The organism is Microcoleus sp. T3_D1 (assembly GCF_036700405.1).
In the GTDB taxonomy this organism is placed as follows: Bacteria; Cyanobacteriota; Cyanobacteriia; order Cyanobacteriales; family Microcoleaceae; genus Microcoleus.
The window spans coordinates 66,042-85,863 of the sequence record NZ_JAUBOV010000013.1 but is presented as its reverse complement, the minus strand read 5'-3'; the positions used below and the strand labels follow the sequence as shown (position 1 = coordinate 85,863).

Sequence of the window (19,822 nt, the reverse complement as noted above, 5' to 3'; positions counted from 1 at the left end):
TGACGCAAATTAACGCCGATGAAAAGAATAGAGATAGGAATAATTTTGATGCTAAGAAATTTGATATTACTGCAATTAAAAACCAGGTTTATATGAGTAGAAGTGCGCTCGCGAACTGTAGGAGAAACTCGTGGGCTTAGTAAGGAGAAATACTCTCTGAAAGCCGCTGTCACCCGGTTCGGGTGTCCAACGTTCGAGTTTACTTCGTAAATCATACGGATTTGTGAGTTTGCCTCCAGATAAATAAGGAAGTTAACTTCTCAGGACTTACGCACAGGGATTAAAGAAATCGGGTTGTTTAAACAGATATCCTTCGTGCTTTACCTCAGAATTTGGTAAAATAAACCCGGTTTGTGCGTCCTGGATTACTTCTCTTTTTTACTGTAAAAGTCGCTATGTTTAATTTTTTCATCTTAAGCTTTCTAGTGTCGATACCTGCCTTTTTTCTGGGTATTCTTAATCCGAAATGGGTGGGTGCACCAACCCGCAAGCGATCGATCGCGATGTACGGCGGGTTGATGGCGGCTTCGTTTGTGCTTGTTGGCGTCACCGCACCCAAACCGTCTCAGGAAGTTTCGGCGGCGCCTCCGGCCCCAACCGATCGGCTAGAATCATCTCAAACCGCTAAGCCATCACCGCTTTCGGCAGCGCCGACACCCAAGCCGGAGACTGTGAAAACGCCGACACCAACACCGAAACCTGCAATTTCTCCTCCCGCACCTGCAGTTGCCAAACCAGAGCCCGATCGCAAATTGCCATCTTCAGTCAAATCTGTTGAACGAACCGCAGAGATTGCTCTTGATGCACAGCAGCCAAAGAAAGATACCAAGAAAGTTATTGACGAGTCTTCTAAAGCGAAGGTTAAAAGTGCCGATTTTCCGAGTTGCGTTAACTCGGATTGCAACTGTTCGGACTTTGCGACTCAAGCTGAAGCGCAGCGAGTTTTAGAGGCATATCCGGGCGATCCGTTTAAGCTCGATCGAGATCGAGACTCGATCGCTTGTGAAACGCTGGGTTAGATTTGATCTGCCAAAATCCTCGGTTAATGATGAAGGCTTTTTTCGGTGATTGTACGAATTGAAGAAGGCAAATCGATCGGCTAAAATTGTCTAATTGTTGAGCTTGCGGTGCGGGTGCAGCTATGACTTACAGCTTGAGAATTGTCGATTTGCCAACGAGTGAACGGCCACGGGAACGGCTGATGGCGGGTGGCCCGAAAAGTTTGGCGACTGCAGAATTGATTGCGATTCTCCTGGGTACTGGTCAGGGACCCGGCAAACTTTCCGCCGTCGGGCTCGGACAGTATATTTTAAATCAGTTGAGTTTGCATTCCCGCGATCCTCTGGCTGTGCTACGCACTATTAGCGTTCAGGAGTTGACGCAGATTCACGGGATTGGCCCTGCTAAGGCGACTTCGATTTTGGCTGCGGTGGAGTTGGGGAAGCGGGTATTTCAGTCGCGGCCGCCGGAAATGGCTGTGGTTGACTCTCCCCAAGCGGCGGCGGATGCCCTGAGTCAGGATTTGATGTGGCAGTCTCAGGAACGTTTTGCTGTGGTGTTGCTGGATGTGAAAAATCGGCTGCTGGGTACTCAGGTAATTACGATCGGCACAGCAACGGAAACTTTGGCTCATCCACGGGATATTTTTCGCGAGGTGATCCGCCAGGGGGCGACGCGGGCCATTATCTCGCACAATCACCCATCGGGGATTGTGGAACCAAGCCCGGAGGATATTGCTTTGACGCGACAGTTGCTGGCGGGAGCGCAGTTTTTGTCGATTCCGCTACTGGATCACTTGATTTTGGGGAATGGCGATTTTCTGAGCTTGCGGCAGACGACGACGCTTTGGGAGGAGTATCCCCAAGGTGATTGAACTCTTCTACTTAACTAATTTCATTACTATCATTAGTTATTTGTATCTTTGGGCTCTCCGACGGCTGAATCACCCGTGAGAGCAGGCCAATTTTCCGGCTGGAGTCCCCCGCTACAGCCTGTTTTGGCTGAATGTCGCTGCTGATACTTCGTTTCGAGCACAACTCGGTTAATCTAGTATAGGTAGGCTGAAGAGGTCGCTAATCCGATTTTTTTTGAGCATACTAAACGTATACTGAACCAGCACCTAAATACCCACTTATTAAGAAATTATTAAATGGGATGTAAAATACACGGTGTGGTGATAGGAGGAGAACTGTGTTTCTGAGACTTGCAGAACAACACCGTAAATTCGTTCAAGATTTGGTAATGAACCTTCAAGCTTTAGCGATCGTGCTAGAGCATCGGGGTTATCTGGCATCCTGCTACACTTGCGGGGGTCAGATGAACAGTGCCTCATTTATGGTCAGTTTGACGGACAACCATCTGATTCGATTCTTAGTGTCAGATTACGGTATCACTTGGACTGAGATGCGGGATGACCGCGAACTCATGAAACTAGAAGGTGCAGAAGCGATTAATCAGTTACAAGAACTGGCAAATCTCGTAAAGTATCAAATCCAACCTTCGGAAGCTACTTTAGCGACGGCGCAGTGAGTGTAGCGATTGCACGGTTCCGAGGAAGGCGACGCAAGAAAGTCGTTGCTTGTCTGCTAAAACCGAATCCCCAGCGAATTAGTTGAGAGGGTTCATTTAGGTGCACAGCGATGGCTGCTCAACAGCCAAGGGTGCTATCAGGGTGCCTTCAGACAGTTTAGCACTCAGTCGATCGCGAAGTGAGCCTGGGCAGACGGCATACTTTATGCCAGAAGTCTCAAACTTGGAACCTCTAGTTTTTTTCCAGAAGTTGATTCTCCCTTGAGAACGATTAGCAAAATTTAGAAGTGTGACGGCTCGTCGGCTGCGATGTTAATTTCTCACTTGGCCATTCCAAAGTCAAGGAATTGAAATTAACTTTGAGCAGGCAGGTAAAATTTAACATCCAGAGTGAGGATGAGGCTGTGAAGATTGGGCAAAAGGCAGCCCACGGGGTGTGATGTGCGGGCGAATGGCGTTTATTTTTGCTCTTAGATTTAGCCTATCAGGCTAAGAATTAACTTGAAGCAGCATCACTGCTGTAAAACATCTCACAGCCGGCCCAAGCCGGCTAAGTTTTGCCTATATCCAGGCTTCGGCGCAATGTTTGACCATCATGTTAGATAGATTCCGGTTGCACTCCTGATGATTGTTGACTGTTGACTGTGGACTGTGAACCCAAAAACTGAAAATTGTGCTTCTATTTGGTTGCAGATTGAAGGAAACTTTACGCCCCACGATGAAGCACGGATTTGATATTAAACAGCTCTTTGAAGTCGCGATCGCACTTGCTACACTAATATTTTATAATATTTTAATGATTAGTCCGAAAATATTTATCGCCCAGTTTGGAGTCAGTATCAAATGGTAAATTTAAGCGAACTTCTAGAACCCATCGCCAGTCAATTTCGCAGTCTAGGAATTCCCGAACCAATTACCCATTGGGGCCACCCTGTAATGATGGGGATCGTGGTAGTGGCGATGGGCAGTTTTGTCGGCTATACGGGATGGCAGGGACGTTTGGCCACCGATAAAGATGTCGCACTCAAAAGTCGCTCGGATCACCGCAAGCTTGCACCGTGGATGTTTCTGTTTCTAGCTTTGGGCTATACAGGCGGCTTGCTGTCGCTGGTGATGCAGCACCAGCCTGTCATGGAAAGCCCGCATTTTTGGACGGGTTCGGCAGTGCTGGTTTTGCTGGCTATTGGCAGCTTGATTTCGCTGACGGGTTTTGGGGGCAATAAGCTAGCACTGCGCGCAGTTCACGCTTATTTAGGCACGACGGCCCTTGCACTTATGGTGCTGCACGCGGCTTTCGGTTTAAAATTGGGGCTGTCTATTTAGAAGAAGACTTATCAGGCAGTGGTAGTATATGTAGGGTCGCAATGTGTACCCTACATACAGAGGTTATATGAAATCCTCTCTTCATCGGCACTATTCGTCTCTCTCTCTTCTCTTCCTCTGCGTTCTCTGCGTTCTCTGTGGTTAAATCATTCCGATATAACCGGAATTGATATTATGTGTTCTGGACTGAAACCAACTCTACTTTTGACAGTAAAAATTGCTAATTACTTGCTAATTAATGAATCAAGCAACGGGTGTCATTTTCTGTCTTGCCTACATTTTGGGATTGATTTCTACAGCGGTTCCTTGGGGTAGATACGCGATACTTGCTTTGGGAATAGCGGTAGCGATCGCCCTGCCGAAATTGTTGCGAAAATATACTAAAAATTCTGTCCAAGTTACTAAGAAAAGACGCAGCAGACAAAAAGAAAATGCTCTTGAAGCACCCTTAGATGCGAGGGAAGAGTTGAGTTTGTTGGAGATCCTGCCGCGAGGGAAATGGGTGTGGGCAGTTGCGGGTTTGGTGGCATTTCTAGCTAGCGTTTATTTTGCAGTTCGATCGCCCCAACCGGCAATAGATGACATCAGCAAACTGATTCCGGCGGTTGGAAACACTCAAGAAGTGGCAGTGACAGTTCGCGGTAGAGTTGTCAGTACGCCTCGATTGACTCGATCGGGTCGATCGCAATTTTGGCTAGAAACAGATTTAGTTAGCGAAATCAACGGCGGCGAGGGAGGAGTAGTTGTCAACCGCCCAGTATCCGGCAAACTCTACGTTACAGTGCCCCTGCTGCAAGCAACAGGTTTGTACGCCGACAATACGATCGCAGTTGTGGGATCTTTGTACAAACCGCAGCCGCCGTCGAATCCGGGGGCTTTTGATTTTCAAGCATATTTAGCCAGAGAAGGAGCTTTTGCAGGGCTCAAAGGGCGTCAGATTGATTGGAAGAGAGAAAATGCGATCGCGGATGTAAATCGAGTTAACAGCCAAGCGGCTGCTTTCTGGGAGTCAAGCGGGATGCAGCCATCGAAAATTCAAGCGATGCGGCAGCGGATCGTGCGATCGCAACTATCACAGTTAAATGTTCCCGAAGGGCCCTTGATCAGTGCGATCGCCCTCGGCAAACAAGCAGTAGATTTACCTTACAACATCCGCGACTCTTTTGTGCAGGCTGGAGTGGCCCACGCGATCGCAGCTTCCGGCACTCAAGTTTCGATGGTTTTGGCTTTAGTTCTAGCTTTAACCAGGCGTTTTTCCAAACAATTGCAATTTAGCTTTGGCGTCGGTGCTTTATTTTTGCTTGTGGGATTAACCGGCTTTGAAGCTTCAGTATGCCGCGCCGCTTTAATGGGATTTGGAACATTATTTGCTTTGGTGCTGAACCGCCAAGTTAAGCCGCTGGGATTGCTGTTAATCGCTGCTACTATTTTACTGCTGGTTAACCCTTTGTGGATTTGGGATTTAGGTTTCCAACTGAGTTTTTTGGCAACTTTGGGGTTAATCGTGACAACGCCGCCATTGATGGCAAAATTGGACTGGATGCCGCCCGCGATCGCTTCGATTGTTGTGGTTCCGATCGCCGCTTCAGTTTGGGTGCTACCGCTGCTACTTTACGTTTTTAGCGTGGTATCACCTTACAGCATTTTAGTTAATATTATTGCGGCTCCTTTGCTGTGGATTTTGAGTATTGGGGGGATGGTTAGCGCTTTAGCTGGATTGATTTTTCCGCCGGCTGGCAGTGTTTTAGCACAACTGCTGGACTATCCGGCAAAGGGGTTAATTGCGATCGCCCAATATTTCTCGCAATTACCAGGTAATTCGGTAGCTGTCGGTCAAGTATCGGTGTTTCAACTAATAGCGCTTTACAGTTTAATTTGCTGGGTTTGGATCGGGGGAAGTTCGGCAACGAGCAAGGTACAGGAGGTAACGGATAGAAGGAGGAAGGAAGAACAAAGACGGAAGCCGGAAGCAGTCAGAGGGAAAAACCAGGAAAAAGGGAAAGGGAAGAAGGGGAAAAGTAGAGTTATTGCGCTGCCGAGTTTTTCATCTGCTTGGATTTTACCGCTGGCGCTGGTGGCGGGAATAAGTATCATAGTTTTGCCAGCTTGGCACGTTCAATCATCTTTATTTCAAGTTACTTTGCTGGCGACATCTGGCGAACCAGTGTTAGTAATTCAAGATCGGGGAAAAGTGGCGCTAATTAATAGCGGTGATGAAAATACCGTAAGGTTTACAGTGTTGCCTTTTTTGCAGAAGCAAGGAGTTAATTCTGTGAATTTTGCGATCGCCACTCACGGTCATTTAGGTTTGAGCAGTGGTTGGGGAAAATTACTAGAACGCTTGCCAATTAAAACATTTTATGATAATAATGCTCCGAAACAAATTCACCGTGGCAGCAATCAGGAATTTATAACGGCTGTGCAATCTCGCCAAGGCGTTTACTTTCCTTTAGAAACTAACAGTACAGTTGATCTGGGTTCGACGCGGTTGCAGTTGGTGAATGCGGAGATTCCGGTGGTAGAATTCCTGGTGGGAAATCGAACTTGGTTGCTCGTCGGTGAAATGACACCGGAAGCGCAAAAAAAATTGGCAGCAACGGGAACCTTGAAGCCGGCTCAAGTGCTGTGGTGGTCGGGAAAAACCTTGACTGCCGAGTTATTGGGCGCAGTTGGGCCGCAAGTGGCGATCGCATCTGCTAACGAAATCGACCCAGAAACCGCCGCCCAACTGCGCCAAAGCAAAACCCAAATATTCTGGACAGGGCGCGACGGAGCCCTCCAGTGGACTCCTGCTGGGGGATTTAAGACCACTCTGGAATCAGAAGAAAATCAAACTTCTTTTTTATAAAGATTTACAATGTGGCGCACTGTGCGGTAATATACTTTTAGCTCACATCTCAAATCAATTGGAGAGGTGGCAGAGCGGTTGAATGCGGTAGACTCGAAATCTACTTTAGGGGTAACTCTAACGTGGGTTCAAATCCCACCCTCTCCGTACATCCCTTACTACACAAGGCTTTGAGGTTATCACCTTTTTTAGCCATCTCTGCAATTTATCGGCAGTGGTATACGAAAGTGGTATACAAACCACTCTTGTATACCACTTTTTGCTTTCACTCCACCCCTTCTGTGGGCGATCGGTCAAGACAAAAGTATTTCTAAAATTGCCTCGAAATCTATTTTAAAGGCAACTCTAACGTGGGTTCAAATCCAACCCTCTCCGTACATCTCAGCGTCAAGCGCGCACCTTATTAACCTAGGGTGCGCGCACCTGATTATATTATGAAATTTAACTCCACAATCTCCGTAGCATGATAGCTGCTTTCATTTCGGTGAGGATGGGGGAATTAGTCTAGATTCTTTGTTTCCCTAGTCCATAGTCGCTAGTTCCTAGCACGAAAACCCCTAGCCTGTTGCTCGTTCCCCGTGCCCAGTTTCCTGTTTCTTCTAATAACGTAGCCTGTAATTGCGAGGCGGCGCTAATTGCGCTAAAGCCCTACTACGAAATGCTCACGCCGGAATAGAAATCACAAACTCCGAACCCTGACCCAGGGAAGAATTCACCACTAATGTACCTCCATGTTTTTCCACAACAATTTGGTGGGCTATCGACAATCCTAATCCTGTTCCTTGACCTACAGACTTGGTGGTGAATAAGTGGTTAAAGATGTTTTCCTTGACTTCGGGTGACATCCCCACTCCATTATCCTTAATGCGAATCAAAACCTGATTGTTGGATTCGCTCAGAGCAGTTTGAACCGTGATTTGATTAGGTAGAGCTTTAATTTCACCAAAACTCCGCCCCTTATTGGACTCCTCCAGAGCGTCAATCGCATTAGCCAGCACATTCATAAATACCTGGTTTAACTGTCCGGGAAAGCATTTTACGAGGGGCAAGTTACCATAGTCTTTCACAACTGCAATGGCAGGGCGGAACTCGCTGGCTTTTAAACGGTGCTTGAGAATTAGCAGAGTGCTTTCGAGTCCGTCGTGAATATTGAAAGAAACTGGTCGATCGCTATCAGCCCTCGAAAACGTTCTCAAACTCGTACTGATATTGCGGATGCGATCGACTCCTTCCTTCATCGAGCCAATCAATTTGGGCAAATCTTCTCGCAAATACTCCAAGTCCATATCCTCAATTTCGGCTTCAATTTCCCCTCCAGGATTGGGAAATTTTTCTTGATACAAATCAATCAAATTGAATAAATCCCCCACGTATTCTATAGCCGGTTGCAAGTTGCTGGCGATAAAGCCTACGGGATTGTTAATTTCGTGGGCTACCCCTGCGACTAAATTTCCCAGAGCAGACATCTTCTCACCCTGTACCAATTGCAACTGCATCTGTTTGAGATCTTGAAGATAAAGCTCTAGTTTTTGGGCATATTCCTGGGATTGTTGATACAGTCGAGCGTTTTGTAAGGAAATTGCTGCTTGGGAGCACAGGATGTTGAGGATGGCGACGCGATCGCGCGTAAACGCCCCCGTTGTGAGATTATTCTCTAAATACAGAATCCCCATTACTTTGCCTTGATGGAGAATCGGAGTGCATAAAACGCTCTTGGGTTGGTGCTCAATGATGTAAGGATCGCCAGCCCAGGTGGTTTGAGTGCTGGCACGATCGAATACCAGGATTTCTTTTGTACGTTTGACGTAGTTAATTATGTTCAGAGGAATTGCTTTGCTTTCTTCAACTAAAAGCGATTCCAAGTCACAATCTTGGCGATTTGTACAGTGTACGGCAACTCTCCACTTTCCACCTTCCTCCAAAATTAATGCTCCGGTTTGTGCTCCGGCATTTTGCACTACTACTTGCATCAAAGTAGTTAGCAATTGCTCTAGTTCTATTTCACTAGAGAGAGCTTGAAAAGCTTTGATAACTGTCGGCAAATCTACTAACTCCAAACTGCTGGTGCTACCGATAATTGTTCTATTGGTGTTAGATAGGGATGATTCACTGCTGGAGGTGTGAGTTGTTTCGGTCGGATTCTGGCGAGTTCGCTCCTGTTGCAGGATCACAGCAAGCAATTCGGGGTAGCGCTGTTCTAGATGGTCAATCTTTGCTTTGGCTCCCCAACGAGCGTAAGCATAGTAAGCATCAATTAAATAGGGTTTTGCCAGTTTTTCTTTGCCCCATTCTAAGTAGAATTTGGCAGCGAGTTCGTGAGCAACTGCTTCTTCGTTGATGTACTCGTTTTCTTGGGCGAGGGCAATAGCCTTGTCGTACATCTCAACCGCTTCTATTTTTTGGTTTAAAACCCGATGCCGTTCTGCCTCTACTAGATAGAATTTATGCAGATGATTCATGGGAGCATGATGCGCCCACTTTTGCATTTTTTCTTGATTAGCTTGTACTCGATCGAGAAGTTTCTGTTGTTCTGACTGTGGAGTGTCAGAATACACCGCCAACCGCACCAAAGAATCGTAGAAATGGAAAACAGGAACAACGGGCATTCCTATTACTGCATTTAAATAGTTCTCTGCTAGAGCGATATTATCAATCGCTTCTGAGTATTTTTCAAACCAATAAAAAAGGAAAAACTTGTGTAAATATATGTAGGCAAATCCCACTTGGTCATTTGTTTGCTGGTAAACTGGCAACTTGATATGCTCATCGTAGGCTTCACCCTTTAGAATGCAGGAATTTTGACTTTTTCCCAGCAGATTCAAGATAGACTGCCAATAAATTTCTATATAATTAAGCGGTTTTTTTTGCTGGATTTTATCAATAGCATCTCTGTTTCTTGCTATCTCTCTTTCAAGGACAGTTAGTTCTTTGCCACTATAGTAAGCCGAACAGGAATACTGTAATAAATTATAGGCTGCATATTCCATATCTCCTGTCTCCATTCCGCTAGAATAAGCTGACATCAAAGGCTCTAAGGTTTCTTTGAGATGCTCTTTGCAAGGTCGGATCAAGAAATTTACTATGAAGGCTGTCTTGGCTTTGATTTCTTGAGAATTTAGCTTTGACACTAGACTTAAAGCCAATTGACCGAACTGATAACCTGAATCAATATCTCCCACAACTCCACAAAGCAGAAAACCATAATTGGCGTAAGCAAAGGGAGAAACGGAAGCATTCCCATATTGGACGGATAATTGTACTTGTTTGCATACAGTCAAAGGCAACAGTGCAGGAGCAGCAAGGTATGCAGTAGCAAAGATACTTGATAAAAGTCTTATGGCGGCTAGTTTATAAGGCTCCCTCATTTGAGGCAGCTCAATTAAATCCTCAATTCGCTTCTCGTTCAAAATTGCCGCAGTTTCGCCTAATGCCTGCCCAATATCAGACGGATTTGGCTCCGAGGGAAACTCTACCCCCAACAGTTTTAAAACTTGTAGTCCTGTATTCAGCGCTTCCTGTAACTTATTTTGCGCCATACAAGCTTGCATCTGGACTTCATATACTTTCACTTTGTCCAGTAGCATTTTGGCACAGCTTTCCACGACTGATGCCAATTCTTCCATCCCGTCAAAGTCACCGCACAGATATGCCGCTTCTGCTGCTTCGGTATGCAGCCCTAATGTTAGTTCGTATTGATTCTCCCAACTATTTGCTGTCAGTAATTTCTTCCCAATATTGAAATATTCAACCGCAGCAGCATAAGCGGTAGCAGCTTTGGCTTTCTTTCCAGCAACCAGATTCAATCCTGCTAATTGCTCTTGTTCTGCTTCCTGAGTAATTAGCTCAACTCCCACATTCAAGTGATTGACAATATCAAAAATTCTTTCTTCTCGCTCGGCTTCTGGCGTATTCTTTAATAAGAGTTGACCAATTTTTAAGTGAGTAGAACGCTTTTGGTCTTCTGGAATCAGGGAATAAGCTGCTTGTTGGACGCGATCGTGTAAAAAATTATATTTGGGTAATTGATCCTGGGCAATTAGTAATTGGTCAGATTTCTTGACCTTAGCGATTACCGATTCGCTATTTCCCTCTGCTTGATAAAACTTATAAACTTCGCTAATGGGTAAAATTAGCCCGTCTTGTAGTGCCTTCCATAAAGCGGATGCGGTTTCTTCGGGCGAATTTTCATCAACAATTGCTAACGTCGCCAAATCGAACTGATTGCCAATACAAGCAGCTAACTTTAAAACTTCCTGTGTCTGGGCTGGCAACTTTCGCAACTGAAGTGCCATAAATTCTACAACATCATCCGTTAGTGCCAAGGTTCGCACTCTAGCAATATCGCACTGCCAATACCGAGCGTCAAAATTAAATTCAATAAGCCCATCTTCCTGCAAAGATTTGAGGAATTGTGTGCTGAAAAATGGATTGCCTTGGGTTTTCTGATAAACGAGTTCTGTCAAAGGCTGAGCCAACACTGTAGAACAAGCTAGAGTATCGGCAACTAAACAATTTACGTCGGCTCTATCAAGTGGTGCTAAGGTAATAGTATTCACCTTTGCTTCAGTTTTTTGAATCTCTGCTAACGTCAGCATCAATGGATGTGCTGGAAAAACTTCGTTATCCCGATAAGCTCCAATTAAAAAGAGATAGCGGTTATCAACGTCGCTCATCAGCAGTTGAATTAATTTTAACGATGCTGAGTCAGCCCATTGCAAATCGTCCAAGAAAATCACTAAAGGATGGTCTTTTGTTGTGAAGACTTGAATGAATTTTTCAAATAACAAATTGAAGCGATTTTGACCAGCAATTCCAGAAAGTTCGGGGACTGGCGCTTGCTGTCCGATAATACGTTCTAGTTCAGGAATGACTTCAACGATTACCTGAGCATTCTCGCCCAAAGCAGCCAAAATATCCAACTTCCATTGTTCTACTTTAGCATCGGTTTCCGATAGCAGTTGTCCCATTAAACCGCGAAAAGCTTGGACAAATACTGTAAAGGGAAGGGTGCGTTGAAATTGGTCAAATTTCCCTTTAATAAAGTAGCCTCGCTGTCTCACGATTGGTTTGTGAACTTCGTTGACTACAGCGGTTTTGCCAATGCCTGAGAAACCGGCAACGAGCATCATTTCAGTGCTACCTGCACTCACGCGCTCGAAAGCTGCTAGTAGAGAGGATACTTCGCTTTCTCTACCGTATAATTTTTCTGGGATGAGGAAGCGATCGCATAAATCTCGTTGTCCTAATTTAAAGGATGCAATCTCTCCCTTTTCTCTCCACTGTTGCCAACAAGTTTCTAAGTCGTACTTGAGTCCGCTGGCACTCTGATAGCGGTCTTCTGCATTCTTCGCCATCAGTTTACCAACTATCTCAGACAGTACCGGAGGAACTGCTGGGTTGAGTTCATGGACGGGAATAGGTTGCTTTGCCAGGTGGCAGTGTACCAAATCCATTGGATCGTCTGTTTGGAAGGGTAACTTTCCTGTTAGTAATTCGTAGAATGTGACTCCCAGAGAGTAGAAATCTGTGCGGTAATCAATGCCTCGGTTCATTCGCCCAGTTTGTTCGGGAGATATGTAGGGTAAAGTGCCTTCTAGGACATTGGGATTTTGAATTTCTTGGGTTTCGCGCGGCAGCAGGGAAGCGATGCTCAAATCAATCAGCTTGACTTCTTTACTGGTGGGGTTAATTAGAATATTGGCGGGCTTGAGGTCTTTATGGATGACGTGGTGGCGATGAAGTCCGTCAAGGGCGTTGGCAATTTGAATCGCCATAGGAAAAAAATCGTTAACTGGCAAGCCTTCTAGGGTTTCGTTGCTATCGGATGCTAGACTAGCAAGGTAGCTACATAAGGAAATTCCGCCAAAGTCTTCCATCACCAGAGCATAGCGGTTATGATAGCTCTCCAGGCTGTATGCCTTGACAGTGCCGGGGATATTTAAGTTTTTAGCAATTACGTATTGGTTGCGGAAGTGAACCAGTTCGTTGAAGCTGGGAAAGTCATTTCGCAGTAGTTTGATCGCGACGGGTTGCTGATCACAAGAGCGAATACCACGATAAACTAGAGTTCGATTGCCTGCGTATATTTGCTCGTTTATGTGATATCCTAGAAAAAAATTTGTGATGTTAGTCATATCTACGTATTCCTACTGCTTCTGTCAAGTCTGAAGCTTCTGAGAGTTACTATCTACTATTTTCGCTTGCTCTGCTTTAGTAGTCAGTGAATTACATTTTTCTTAATATATTTGGGAGAGAGAGTTATGAAAGCAAGAGTTTAAAACAATACTTGAATTGTTTATGTAAGAGCTGTTTGTAGTTGAGTTAATACTAAGTAGAAGATGAAGAAGAAGGCTAAAGTTGATTGAACGCCAGCCGTTGATAGAAGAATTTAAGAGGCTAATCAGGTACTTAAGAGTATTTTTAAAACCGATGCTTGTATGCGATCGCCTATAAAATCTAATGTCTAGTTTACATCATAATTTAATGTCATCATTACAATTCGGGCGGCTCAGGGTTTAAAGCCGGAAGCAGAGGAAATCGAGTTTCTGCGCCAGATTGCGGATCACTTGGGAGTCGTCCGATCGCAAGCTGAATTATTTGCCCCGATGCCACAACAAGTTGCCCAACTCTCAGAAGTGAATCAGGTATTAAATGTCAAAGTTCAGAAGCGGACAATGAAATCGGCAGTCGGCTAAGTTGTTTTACTTATATCGCTACGCCAACGGACGATCCCGACGCTTTCCGATCGCGGTTTTCATTTCGGTGAGCTAAAAAACCCGGTTTCTGAGCGTCGTAGTGCGTCCCTGTCGGGGCAGAAACCTCTCATCAAGAGGGTTTCTGAGCTTTTGCGTATCATCCTGTCTCTTTTTGCGGAACAGAAATCTTGCTGGTTCTCGAAAGGCGTAAACTTGATGCTCGCGCCATTTACAATGAGAACTGTTATCATTCGCAAATTAGCAATTCTCATGCAAGCGAACTCAGAAGCCACGCCGCCCCAAATTGATTTAGCTTTAATCGGCGCTGGGCCCCACGCCCTGACTCTTACTGCACACATATTAAAAAAACGCAAGAGCCTCCGGGATAAACTTTTAGCATTCGATCCGAGCGGCGAATGGCTGACTCAGTGGCGGAGGCAATTTGCAGCTTTAGAAATTGGGCATTTACGATCGCCCGCAGTGCACCACCCTGATCCCAACCCTTACGAATTGCGGAGGTTTGCCGAAAATCGCTCCTCGGAATTGTTTCCCCCCTACGATTTGCCCGGAAGTCGGTTATTTGAGGAATTTTGCTGCGACACAATAAAAAGGTGGCAATTGAGCGATCGAGTTATCAAAGCAAAAGTAACCCGCATTCAGCCGAAATCCGGCCGTTTCCACCTGTGGTTTGAAGACGGAAAAAGTGCGATCGCCCGCCGAGTAATCGTCGCCGCCGGCAGTGGAAAACCGCATTTACCAGCGTGGGCAAATCAAATTCAAACACAGCATCCCCCCGAAAGAATTCGCCACTCCCATCAAGTAGATTTGCGAAATTTGCAATTGCACGGAGAACAAATATTAATTGTCGGCGGCGGACTAACCAGCGGACATTTAGCAGTAGGAGCAATTGCCAGAGGATCCAAAGTCCTGTTAATGACTAGGCGCTATTTCCAAGAAAAACTATTTGATGCCGAACCCGGTTGGTTGGGGCCAAAATACCTCAAAGGATTCGCCGCCGAACCAGATTGCCATTCGCGTTGGGAAACCATTCAACAAGCCCGCAACGGTGGCTCGATGACACCTGAAATTATGACACAGTTGCGGAGGCTGTCCCACAGCGAACAACTGACATTTCACGAACAGTGCGAAGTTGTTGGCGTGCGGTGGGAAAATAACAGATGGACGGTTGACTGCAGCAGTGGGGAGACGTTATTTGTCGATCGAATTTGGCTAGCAACCGGCACCAAACTAGACATTGCAGCCGAACCAATGTTCAAAGAAATGCTAGAAACGCATCCCATTGAAATAGTTAAAGGTTTGCCAGTCTTGGACAAACACCTGCGTTGGCCCGGATGCGAATTATTTTTGACTGGTGGTTTAGCGGCGCTGCAAGTCGGGCCAGTCGCCAGAAACCTTTCTGGGGCGAGAATGGCGTGCGATCGCATTGTACCGGCGATCGTCAAATCCAGCATTGCACTCTCGCCCGCAATAATTAGTTAGCAGTCATTAGTTCTCAGTGAGTAGTCATCAGTTATTAGTTAAGTTGTGGTACATTTAAATTACATATTTCGCTCGACCTGGGAGCAACGGTCAACACCTTGTTATATTATTTATTGACACACAATTTTAGGGCAAAGTGAGTTGATTAGCAACTTACTTTTTAATTGTGCGCTAATCATATAAAATTCAAAAAATCCTACTACAAACATTGGATTTCTTTACTGATTCCAATACCTGCGCCAGTGAAACAAATTCTCCCATAAATTCCGCGAAAAAGTATTTCTGCCCAAGCGCTGTGACTCCCAAACAGCAGCAGTTTGACCGTTAATTTCCGAAAAACTTGACCAAATATAAGGAAGTTGGGCGATCGCCTCAACCTTCATCCCGTGACGCACAGCCAAAGCGATCGCGTGAATCAACTCAGCAGCTTGCGGCCCCACAATGCTCGCTCCCAAAATCTCCCCGTTGCGACGCCCGACAATCTTACAAAAACCAGTTGTATCCCCGGACATTTGAGCTCTTTCAACATTCTTGAAATATTCCCGACAAACAATCAGATCGTCTCCAAAACGACGCCTTGCTTGCGCTTCAGTCAAGCCAACCCTCGCCAATTGCGGGTCAGAAAAAATCGCCCAAGGAATCCCGCGATAATCTATTTGAAACAGCGGCAAAAACAAAGCATTTTTCACAGCAACTGCAGCTTCGTAATTAGCGATGTGAGGGAACGGATAACCCCCAGCAACATCGCCGATCGCGTAAATGCGATGATTAGTTGTTTGCAGCTTTTCATTTAAAATCACCCCCCGATAGCTGAATTTAACCTTAGCCGCTTCGAGATTTAACGATGAAAAATTGTGCCCTCTACCCGCAGCCAGAAAAATCTCCTCAGCTTCGATCGCCCTTGGCCCAGCTTGAATCCACTTTTTACCCTCAATCACCCTAGCTTGAGTCACCTCAGTAGCAGTCAGAATCCGCACTCCTTCAGCTTCCATTCCAGCTTGCACCAAACCAGCCGCCTCCCGGTCTTCTTTAGCCAAAATGTGCGAACTTTTGACCACCAAAGTGACAGCAACCCCCAGGCGAGCAAAAGTTTGAGCCACTTCGACACCGCTGGGATCGGCACCGATTACAGCCAAACTTTTAGGCAACTGTGGAAGTTTGGCTAATTCCCCGACAGTTTCCGAAGTAAAAAAGCCAGCAGACGAAAGTCCTTCAATATTGGGAATCGCCGGCAGAGTTGGACAAGCTAGTAAATAACAGAGCGATCGCAATTTCCTACCGCCGACAACAAAAGCCAAATCCGGTTTCGCCACAAACTCGCCACTGCCAAAAATAACATCGACCCCGCGAGCAGCTAAAACGCCGAGAGAATCAATTTCTGACAAATTAGAAACAACATCATCTGCCCACTTGAGAACCCCGTCAAAGCGCAATTTGAGTGGCATGGAGGAATTGGCGACTTCCCAGCGAACTCCCAACTGCTGGCGGCTGATCTGCTGAGCAAAACGAGCAGCCTCCCTCAAAGTTTGGCTGTATCTCAAACCAAGGTCGATCGACTCTTTCCCCCCACTCGGCAAATCTTGGGAATTACTTAGCGGTTCCACCAAAGCAACGCGGGCCGGGAAATTAGTTGCAGTCAAAGCAGCATAACGTCCGGCCGGAGTTCCACCAATAATCACTAAATCATAGTCAAGCATAAATAAAGAAGTCAATCGATTTTAGATTTTAGATTTTAGATTTTAGATTTTAGAATTGAAGCATTGACCACGGATAAATACGTTCGGCAAGTTTCATCTGATACAGGTTTTTTATTTCGGGACGGATGAATCCGGGAGCTTGTATCCTGGATGCGGGAATTGTCAGTAGTCATTAGTCAGTAGTCATTAGTTAGTAGTTTAGGGCGATCGGCGCGCGGGGTCAGAAACCCGGTTTCTGCCTAGATACTTCGCTGTAAAACCCAAGATTTATCAGAGAAACCGGGTTTCTTGGGTAGGTGCGCTCGAACGACCAATAAAATCGGTTTGTCAACGGACAACTGACTACTGACTACTGACTAATGACTTCTTTAAGTCCAGCAATCAACCGCAGATTGTCCGCCCTTGAGCGCACAGCCACCCGAAAAAACCGATCGCCCAACTCAGGAAAACTCAAACAATCCCGAATCAAAATCCGGTGTCGTTCCAACAGACTTTTTTGAATAGAAGAAACCGACATCGACGACTCAACCAACAAGAAATTAGCCGCCCCGGCAATTGGCTGCAAACCCGGCAAATTAGCCAAACCCTCAAATAGCTCTCGGCGAGCAACAGGCAGCCAATCCCAAGTTTGCCGCTCAAAAACAGTATCTCGCACCACAGCAGCAGCAGCAGCAGCAGCCAAAGCATTTACAGGCCAAGGATCGCGCAGCAACTGCCAGCGGCGCAGAATATCGGGATGGGCGATCGCGCAGCCCAACCGCAGTCCCGGCAGAGAATAGAATTTAGTGAGCGATCGTAAAATCACCAAATTCGGAAACTCCTCAACAGCATCGATCAAAGTTTCCTGCTCAGAAGGCGGTAGAAAGTCCATAAAGGCCTCATCCACCACCACCATAGCTAACTGCTTCAAATAAGGCAAAATCGCCTCCCTACCAAACAGCAAACCCGTAGGATTGTGCGGGTTGTTCAGGAGCAAACCTCGTCGAGAGGGGGCATCGAGAGCAAGAGGAACCGGGAGACGCAAAGAAGGGGAGACAAGGGAACGATTAGAAACCGACAAATCATCCGTTACTAACCGGCTTCCAGCCTCCGCGTCCAACGATTTCAGATCCAACTGAGATGTTGCACCATGCTCAATTACTTGTTTAGGAACAGGCAAGATGCCTGTTCCACAAAATTCATCTCTTGTAGAATGGGCATCTTGCCCGTTCTTGACAATGGTGCAAGATTTAAGATCCAAAGGACAATTCAGCACCTGCGCGCCGAAAGCCGAAAGAGCCCGCGAGTAATCGCCAAAAGCCGGAGTCACCAAATAAGTCGCCTCCAGCTTCGACAAATCCCAAGCCGCCCAAGTCAACAATTCCGCCGAACCATTCCCCGGCAAAATCCAATCCCGGTCAACATTCAAAGCCTCACCCAAAGCAGTCCTGAGCTCCCCATAATCTGGGTCTGGGTAAGCCGTCAGACTGCTCAAGTGTGATTGAATCGCAGCCAGGGCCGACTCAGGAGGGCCCAAAGGACTGATACTCGCAGAAAAATCGACAATAGCAGAGGCAGGGCAGCCTGCCAGTGCGGCTGCCCAAGCTAAATTCCCACCGTGTACAGGTCTAATCAAGACTCAGTTCGCCAGCTATTCTGCGTTTTTCGGCGGTGCAACTCTGTCCTTAAACAACTTCCCTGCGGAAAATGCAGGAACTCTGGTTGCCGGGATTTCCATCTTGTCACCAGTTTTGGGATTGCGACCCTCGCGGGCCTTGCGTTCCCGCGACTCAAACGAGCCAAAACCGACCAGCGTCACCTTGTCGCCATCGGAGACAGCTTCCATGATTGCTTCGAGGGCGGCACTCAAAACAGCATCTGCCTGTTTTTTCGTCACGCTAGCCTTTTCCGCGACTGCATCAACCAATTCACCTTTGTTCATTGCGAACTCCTTCTGGATTTGCAAAATTACGTTAAACAGAGTTAGTTCAACTATTAGCTGTGAGTTATCAACTGGATTGAGGTGTGGATTGGGAGGTTTGGGTGGTTCCCGATTGCTCCCGTCCGCTTCCCCGAATCACAACTCCTGCTGAATACCAATTACCCTAGGATAATTGGTCAGAAAAGGAATTTTTGTTTCTAACTGCTGAAAACCCCACAGCATCTAATTTTCACTGCATTATTCTAAAGTCTTGCCGACCGTTATGGATCGGTGGAACCTTTAATTTATATGGAACTTGGTAATTTTTGTAATTAATCCCAAAATTTAGGTAAAAAAATACCACATTGGAGAGAAGATTTCTCGCCTCGGTGGATTTGAAAGCATAAAAAAAGAAGAAATAGAAAGAATAAAATGTAATTTGTCAAGGGCTAAAGGAAAAGTTTTTTCCTTCTTCCTTCTTTCTTTCCCCTCTTTCTTTCCCCGTGGGGCAGGGCTGTTTCATTCTCCCGAAACCCGCCAGGGACTGAAGTCCCTGTCTCATAGCTGAAGTCGTCTGAAGACGACTGAAAGAGTGATTGATAGTCCTTTTGCATAGGACTAATCAGTTCTTGAGTCCTCTTTGAGAGGACTTTCGCTTTGAGGCAGGGGTTTCAACCCCTGTCGGACTGTCGGACTCAGGGGAAAGAGCGTGGAAGGTTGAGAGCAATGCCTTCTTCCACCGACAGGGACTGAAGTCCCTGTCTCATAGCTGAAGTCGTCTGAAGACGACTGAAAGAGTGATTGATAGTCCTCTGCAAGAGGACTAATGAGTTCTTTAGTCCTCTTTTAGAGGACTTTCGCTTTGAGGCAGGGGTTTCAACCCCTGTCGGACTGTCGGACTGTCGGACTGTCCGACTCAGGGGAAAGAGCGTGGAAAGTTGACAGCAATGCCTTCTTCCACCGCCAGGGACTGAAGTCCCTGTCTCATAGCTGAAGTCGTCTGAAGACGACTGAAAGAGTGATTTATAGTCCTTTTGCATAGGACTAATGAGTTCTTTAGTCCTCTTTTAGAGGACTTTAGCTTTGAGGCAGGGACTTCAGTCCCTGTCGGACTGTCGGACTGTCGGACTGTCGGACTGTCCGACTCAGGGGAAAGAGCGTGGAAACTTGACAGCAATGCCTTCTTCCACCGCCAGGGACTGAAGTCCCTGTCTCATAGCTGAAGTCGGTTAAAACCGACTCAAATACTAATTTTTAGTCCTCTTTTAGAGGACTTTAGCTTTGAGGCAGGGACTTCAGTCCCTGTCGGACTGTCGGACTGTCGGACTGT

At 46.3% G+C, this 19,822-nt stretch carries 10 protein-coding genes and 1 tRNA gene; 7 read left to right on the top strand and 4 right to left on the bottom strand.

The window, feature by feature from the left end:
• The first annotated feature begins 395 nt into the window (after window positions 1-395).
• The 6 genes from QT992_RS08805 (at window position 396) to QT992_RS08780 (ending at window position 6,847) form a co-directional block, all read left to right on the top strand.
• Complete coding sequence (locus QT992_RS08805; RefSeq protein WP_333336064.1) at window positions 396-1,019, top strand: excalibur calcium-binding domain-containing protein; 624 nt, start codon at window positions 396-398, stop codon at window positions 1,017-1,019.
• Between the two features lie 122 nt (window positions 1,020-1,141).
• Entirely contained in the window at window positions 1,142-1,873 is a 732-nt protein-coding gene (gene radC, locus QT992_RS08800; RefSeq protein WP_333315689.1) for a RadC family protein, read from the top strand.
• Window positions 1,874-2,190: 317 nt separating this feature from the next.
• Window positions 2,191-2,529: a DUF1815 family protein gene (locus QT992_RS08795; protein ID WP_015176985.1), complete on the top strand. Its 339-nt coding sequence runs from the start codon at window positions 2,191-2,193 to the stop codon at window positions 2,527-2,529.
• 843 nt (window positions 2,530-3,372) lie between these two features.
• The gene (locus tag QT992_RS08790) at window positions 3,373-3,852 is read left to right on the top strand and encodes a DUF4079 domain-containing protein (RefSeq protein ID WP_333055125.1); all 480 of its coding nucleotides are present in this window, start codon (window positions 3,373-3,375) and stop codon (window positions 3,850-3,852) included.
• A gap of 238 nt (window positions 3,853-4,090) precedes the next feature.
• Entirely contained in the window at window positions 4,091-6,700 is a 2,610-nt protein-coding gene (locus QT992_RS08785) for a ComEC/Rec2 family competence protein (protein ID WP_333376847.1), read from the top strand.
• 60 nt (window positions 6,701-6,760) lie between these two features.
• A tRNA-Ser gene (locus QT992_RS08780) sits at window positions 6,761-6,847 on the top strand.
• A gap of 515 nt (window positions 6,848-7,362) precedes the next feature.
• Here the strand turns inward: QT992_RS08780 and QT992_RS08775 are convergent.
• Window positions 7,363-12,834: an AAA family ATPase gene (locus QT992_RS08775; RefSeq protein ID WP_333376845.1), complete on the bottom strand. Its 5,472-nt coding sequence runs from the start codon at window positions 12,832-12,834 to the stop codon at window positions 7,363-7,365.
• A 795-nt stretch (window positions 12,835-13,629) separates the two neighbouring features.
• Between QT992_RS08775 and QT992_RS08770 the strand changes: the two genes are divergently transcribed.
• A complete protein-coding gene (locus tag QT992_RS08770) occupies window positions 13,630-14,895 on the top strand; it encodes an FAD/NAD(P)-binding protein (RefSeq protein WP_445305792.1) in 1,266 nt (421 codons plus the stop codon).
• 218 nt (window positions 14,896-15,113) lie between these two features.
• On the opposite strand, the gene QT992_RS08765 is transcribed toward QT992_RS08770, so the two are convergent.
• From QT992_RS08765 to QT992_RS08755, 3 genes are all read right to left on the bottom strand, one after another.
• Window positions 15,114-16,592: an NAD(P)/FAD-dependent oxidoreductase gene (locus QT992_RS08765; protein WP_333376843.1), complete on the bottom strand. Its 1,479-nt coding sequence runs from the start codon at window positions 16,590-16,592 to the stop codon at window positions 15,114-15,116.
• Between the two features lie 349 nt (window positions 16,593-16,941).
• The gene (locus QT992_RS08760) at window positions 16,942-18,207 is read right to left on the bottom strand and encodes a threonine-phosphate decarboxylase (RefSeq protein WP_333376841.1); all 1,266 of its coding nucleotides are present in this window, start codon (window positions 18,205-18,207) and stop codon (window positions 16,942-16,944) included.
• Between the two features lie 15 nt (window positions 18,208-18,222).
• Window positions 18,223-18,531, bottom strand: a complete 309-nt coding sequence (locus tag QT992_RS08755; RefSeq protein ID WP_278187376.1) for an HU family DNA-binding protein — start codon at window positions 18,529-18,531, stop codon at window positions 18,223-18,225.
• Window positions 18,532-19,822: the final 1,291 nt, after the last annotated feature.

Coding starts and splice junctions, on each gene's coding strand:
- QT992_RS08805 (WP_333336064.1), top strand. CDS start 396: ATGTTTAATTTTTTCATCTTAAGCTTTCTAGTGTCGATACCTGCCTTT.
- radC (WP_333315689.1), top strand. CDS start 1,142: ATGACTTACAGCTTGAGAATTGTCGATTTGCCAACGAGTGAACGGCCA.
- QT992_RS08790 (WP_333055125.1), top strand. CDS start 3,373: ATGGTAAATTTAAGCGAACTTCTAGAACCCATCGCCAGTCAATTTCGC.
- QT992_RS08785 (WP_333376847.1), top strand. CDS start 4,091: ATGAATCAAGCAACGGGTGTCATTTTCTGTCTTGCCTACATTTTGGGA.
- QT992_RS08775 (WP_333376845.1), bottom strand. CDS start 12,834: ATGACTAACATCACAAATTTTTTTCTAGGATATCACATAAACGAGCAA.
- QT992_RS08770 (WP_445305792.1), top strand. CDS start 13,630: ATGAGAACTGTTATCATTCGCAAATTAGCAATTCTCATGCAAGCGAAC.
- QT992_RS08765 (WP_333376843.1), bottom strand. CDS start 16,592: ATGCTTGACTATGATTTAGTGATTATTGGTGGAACTCCGGCCGGACGT.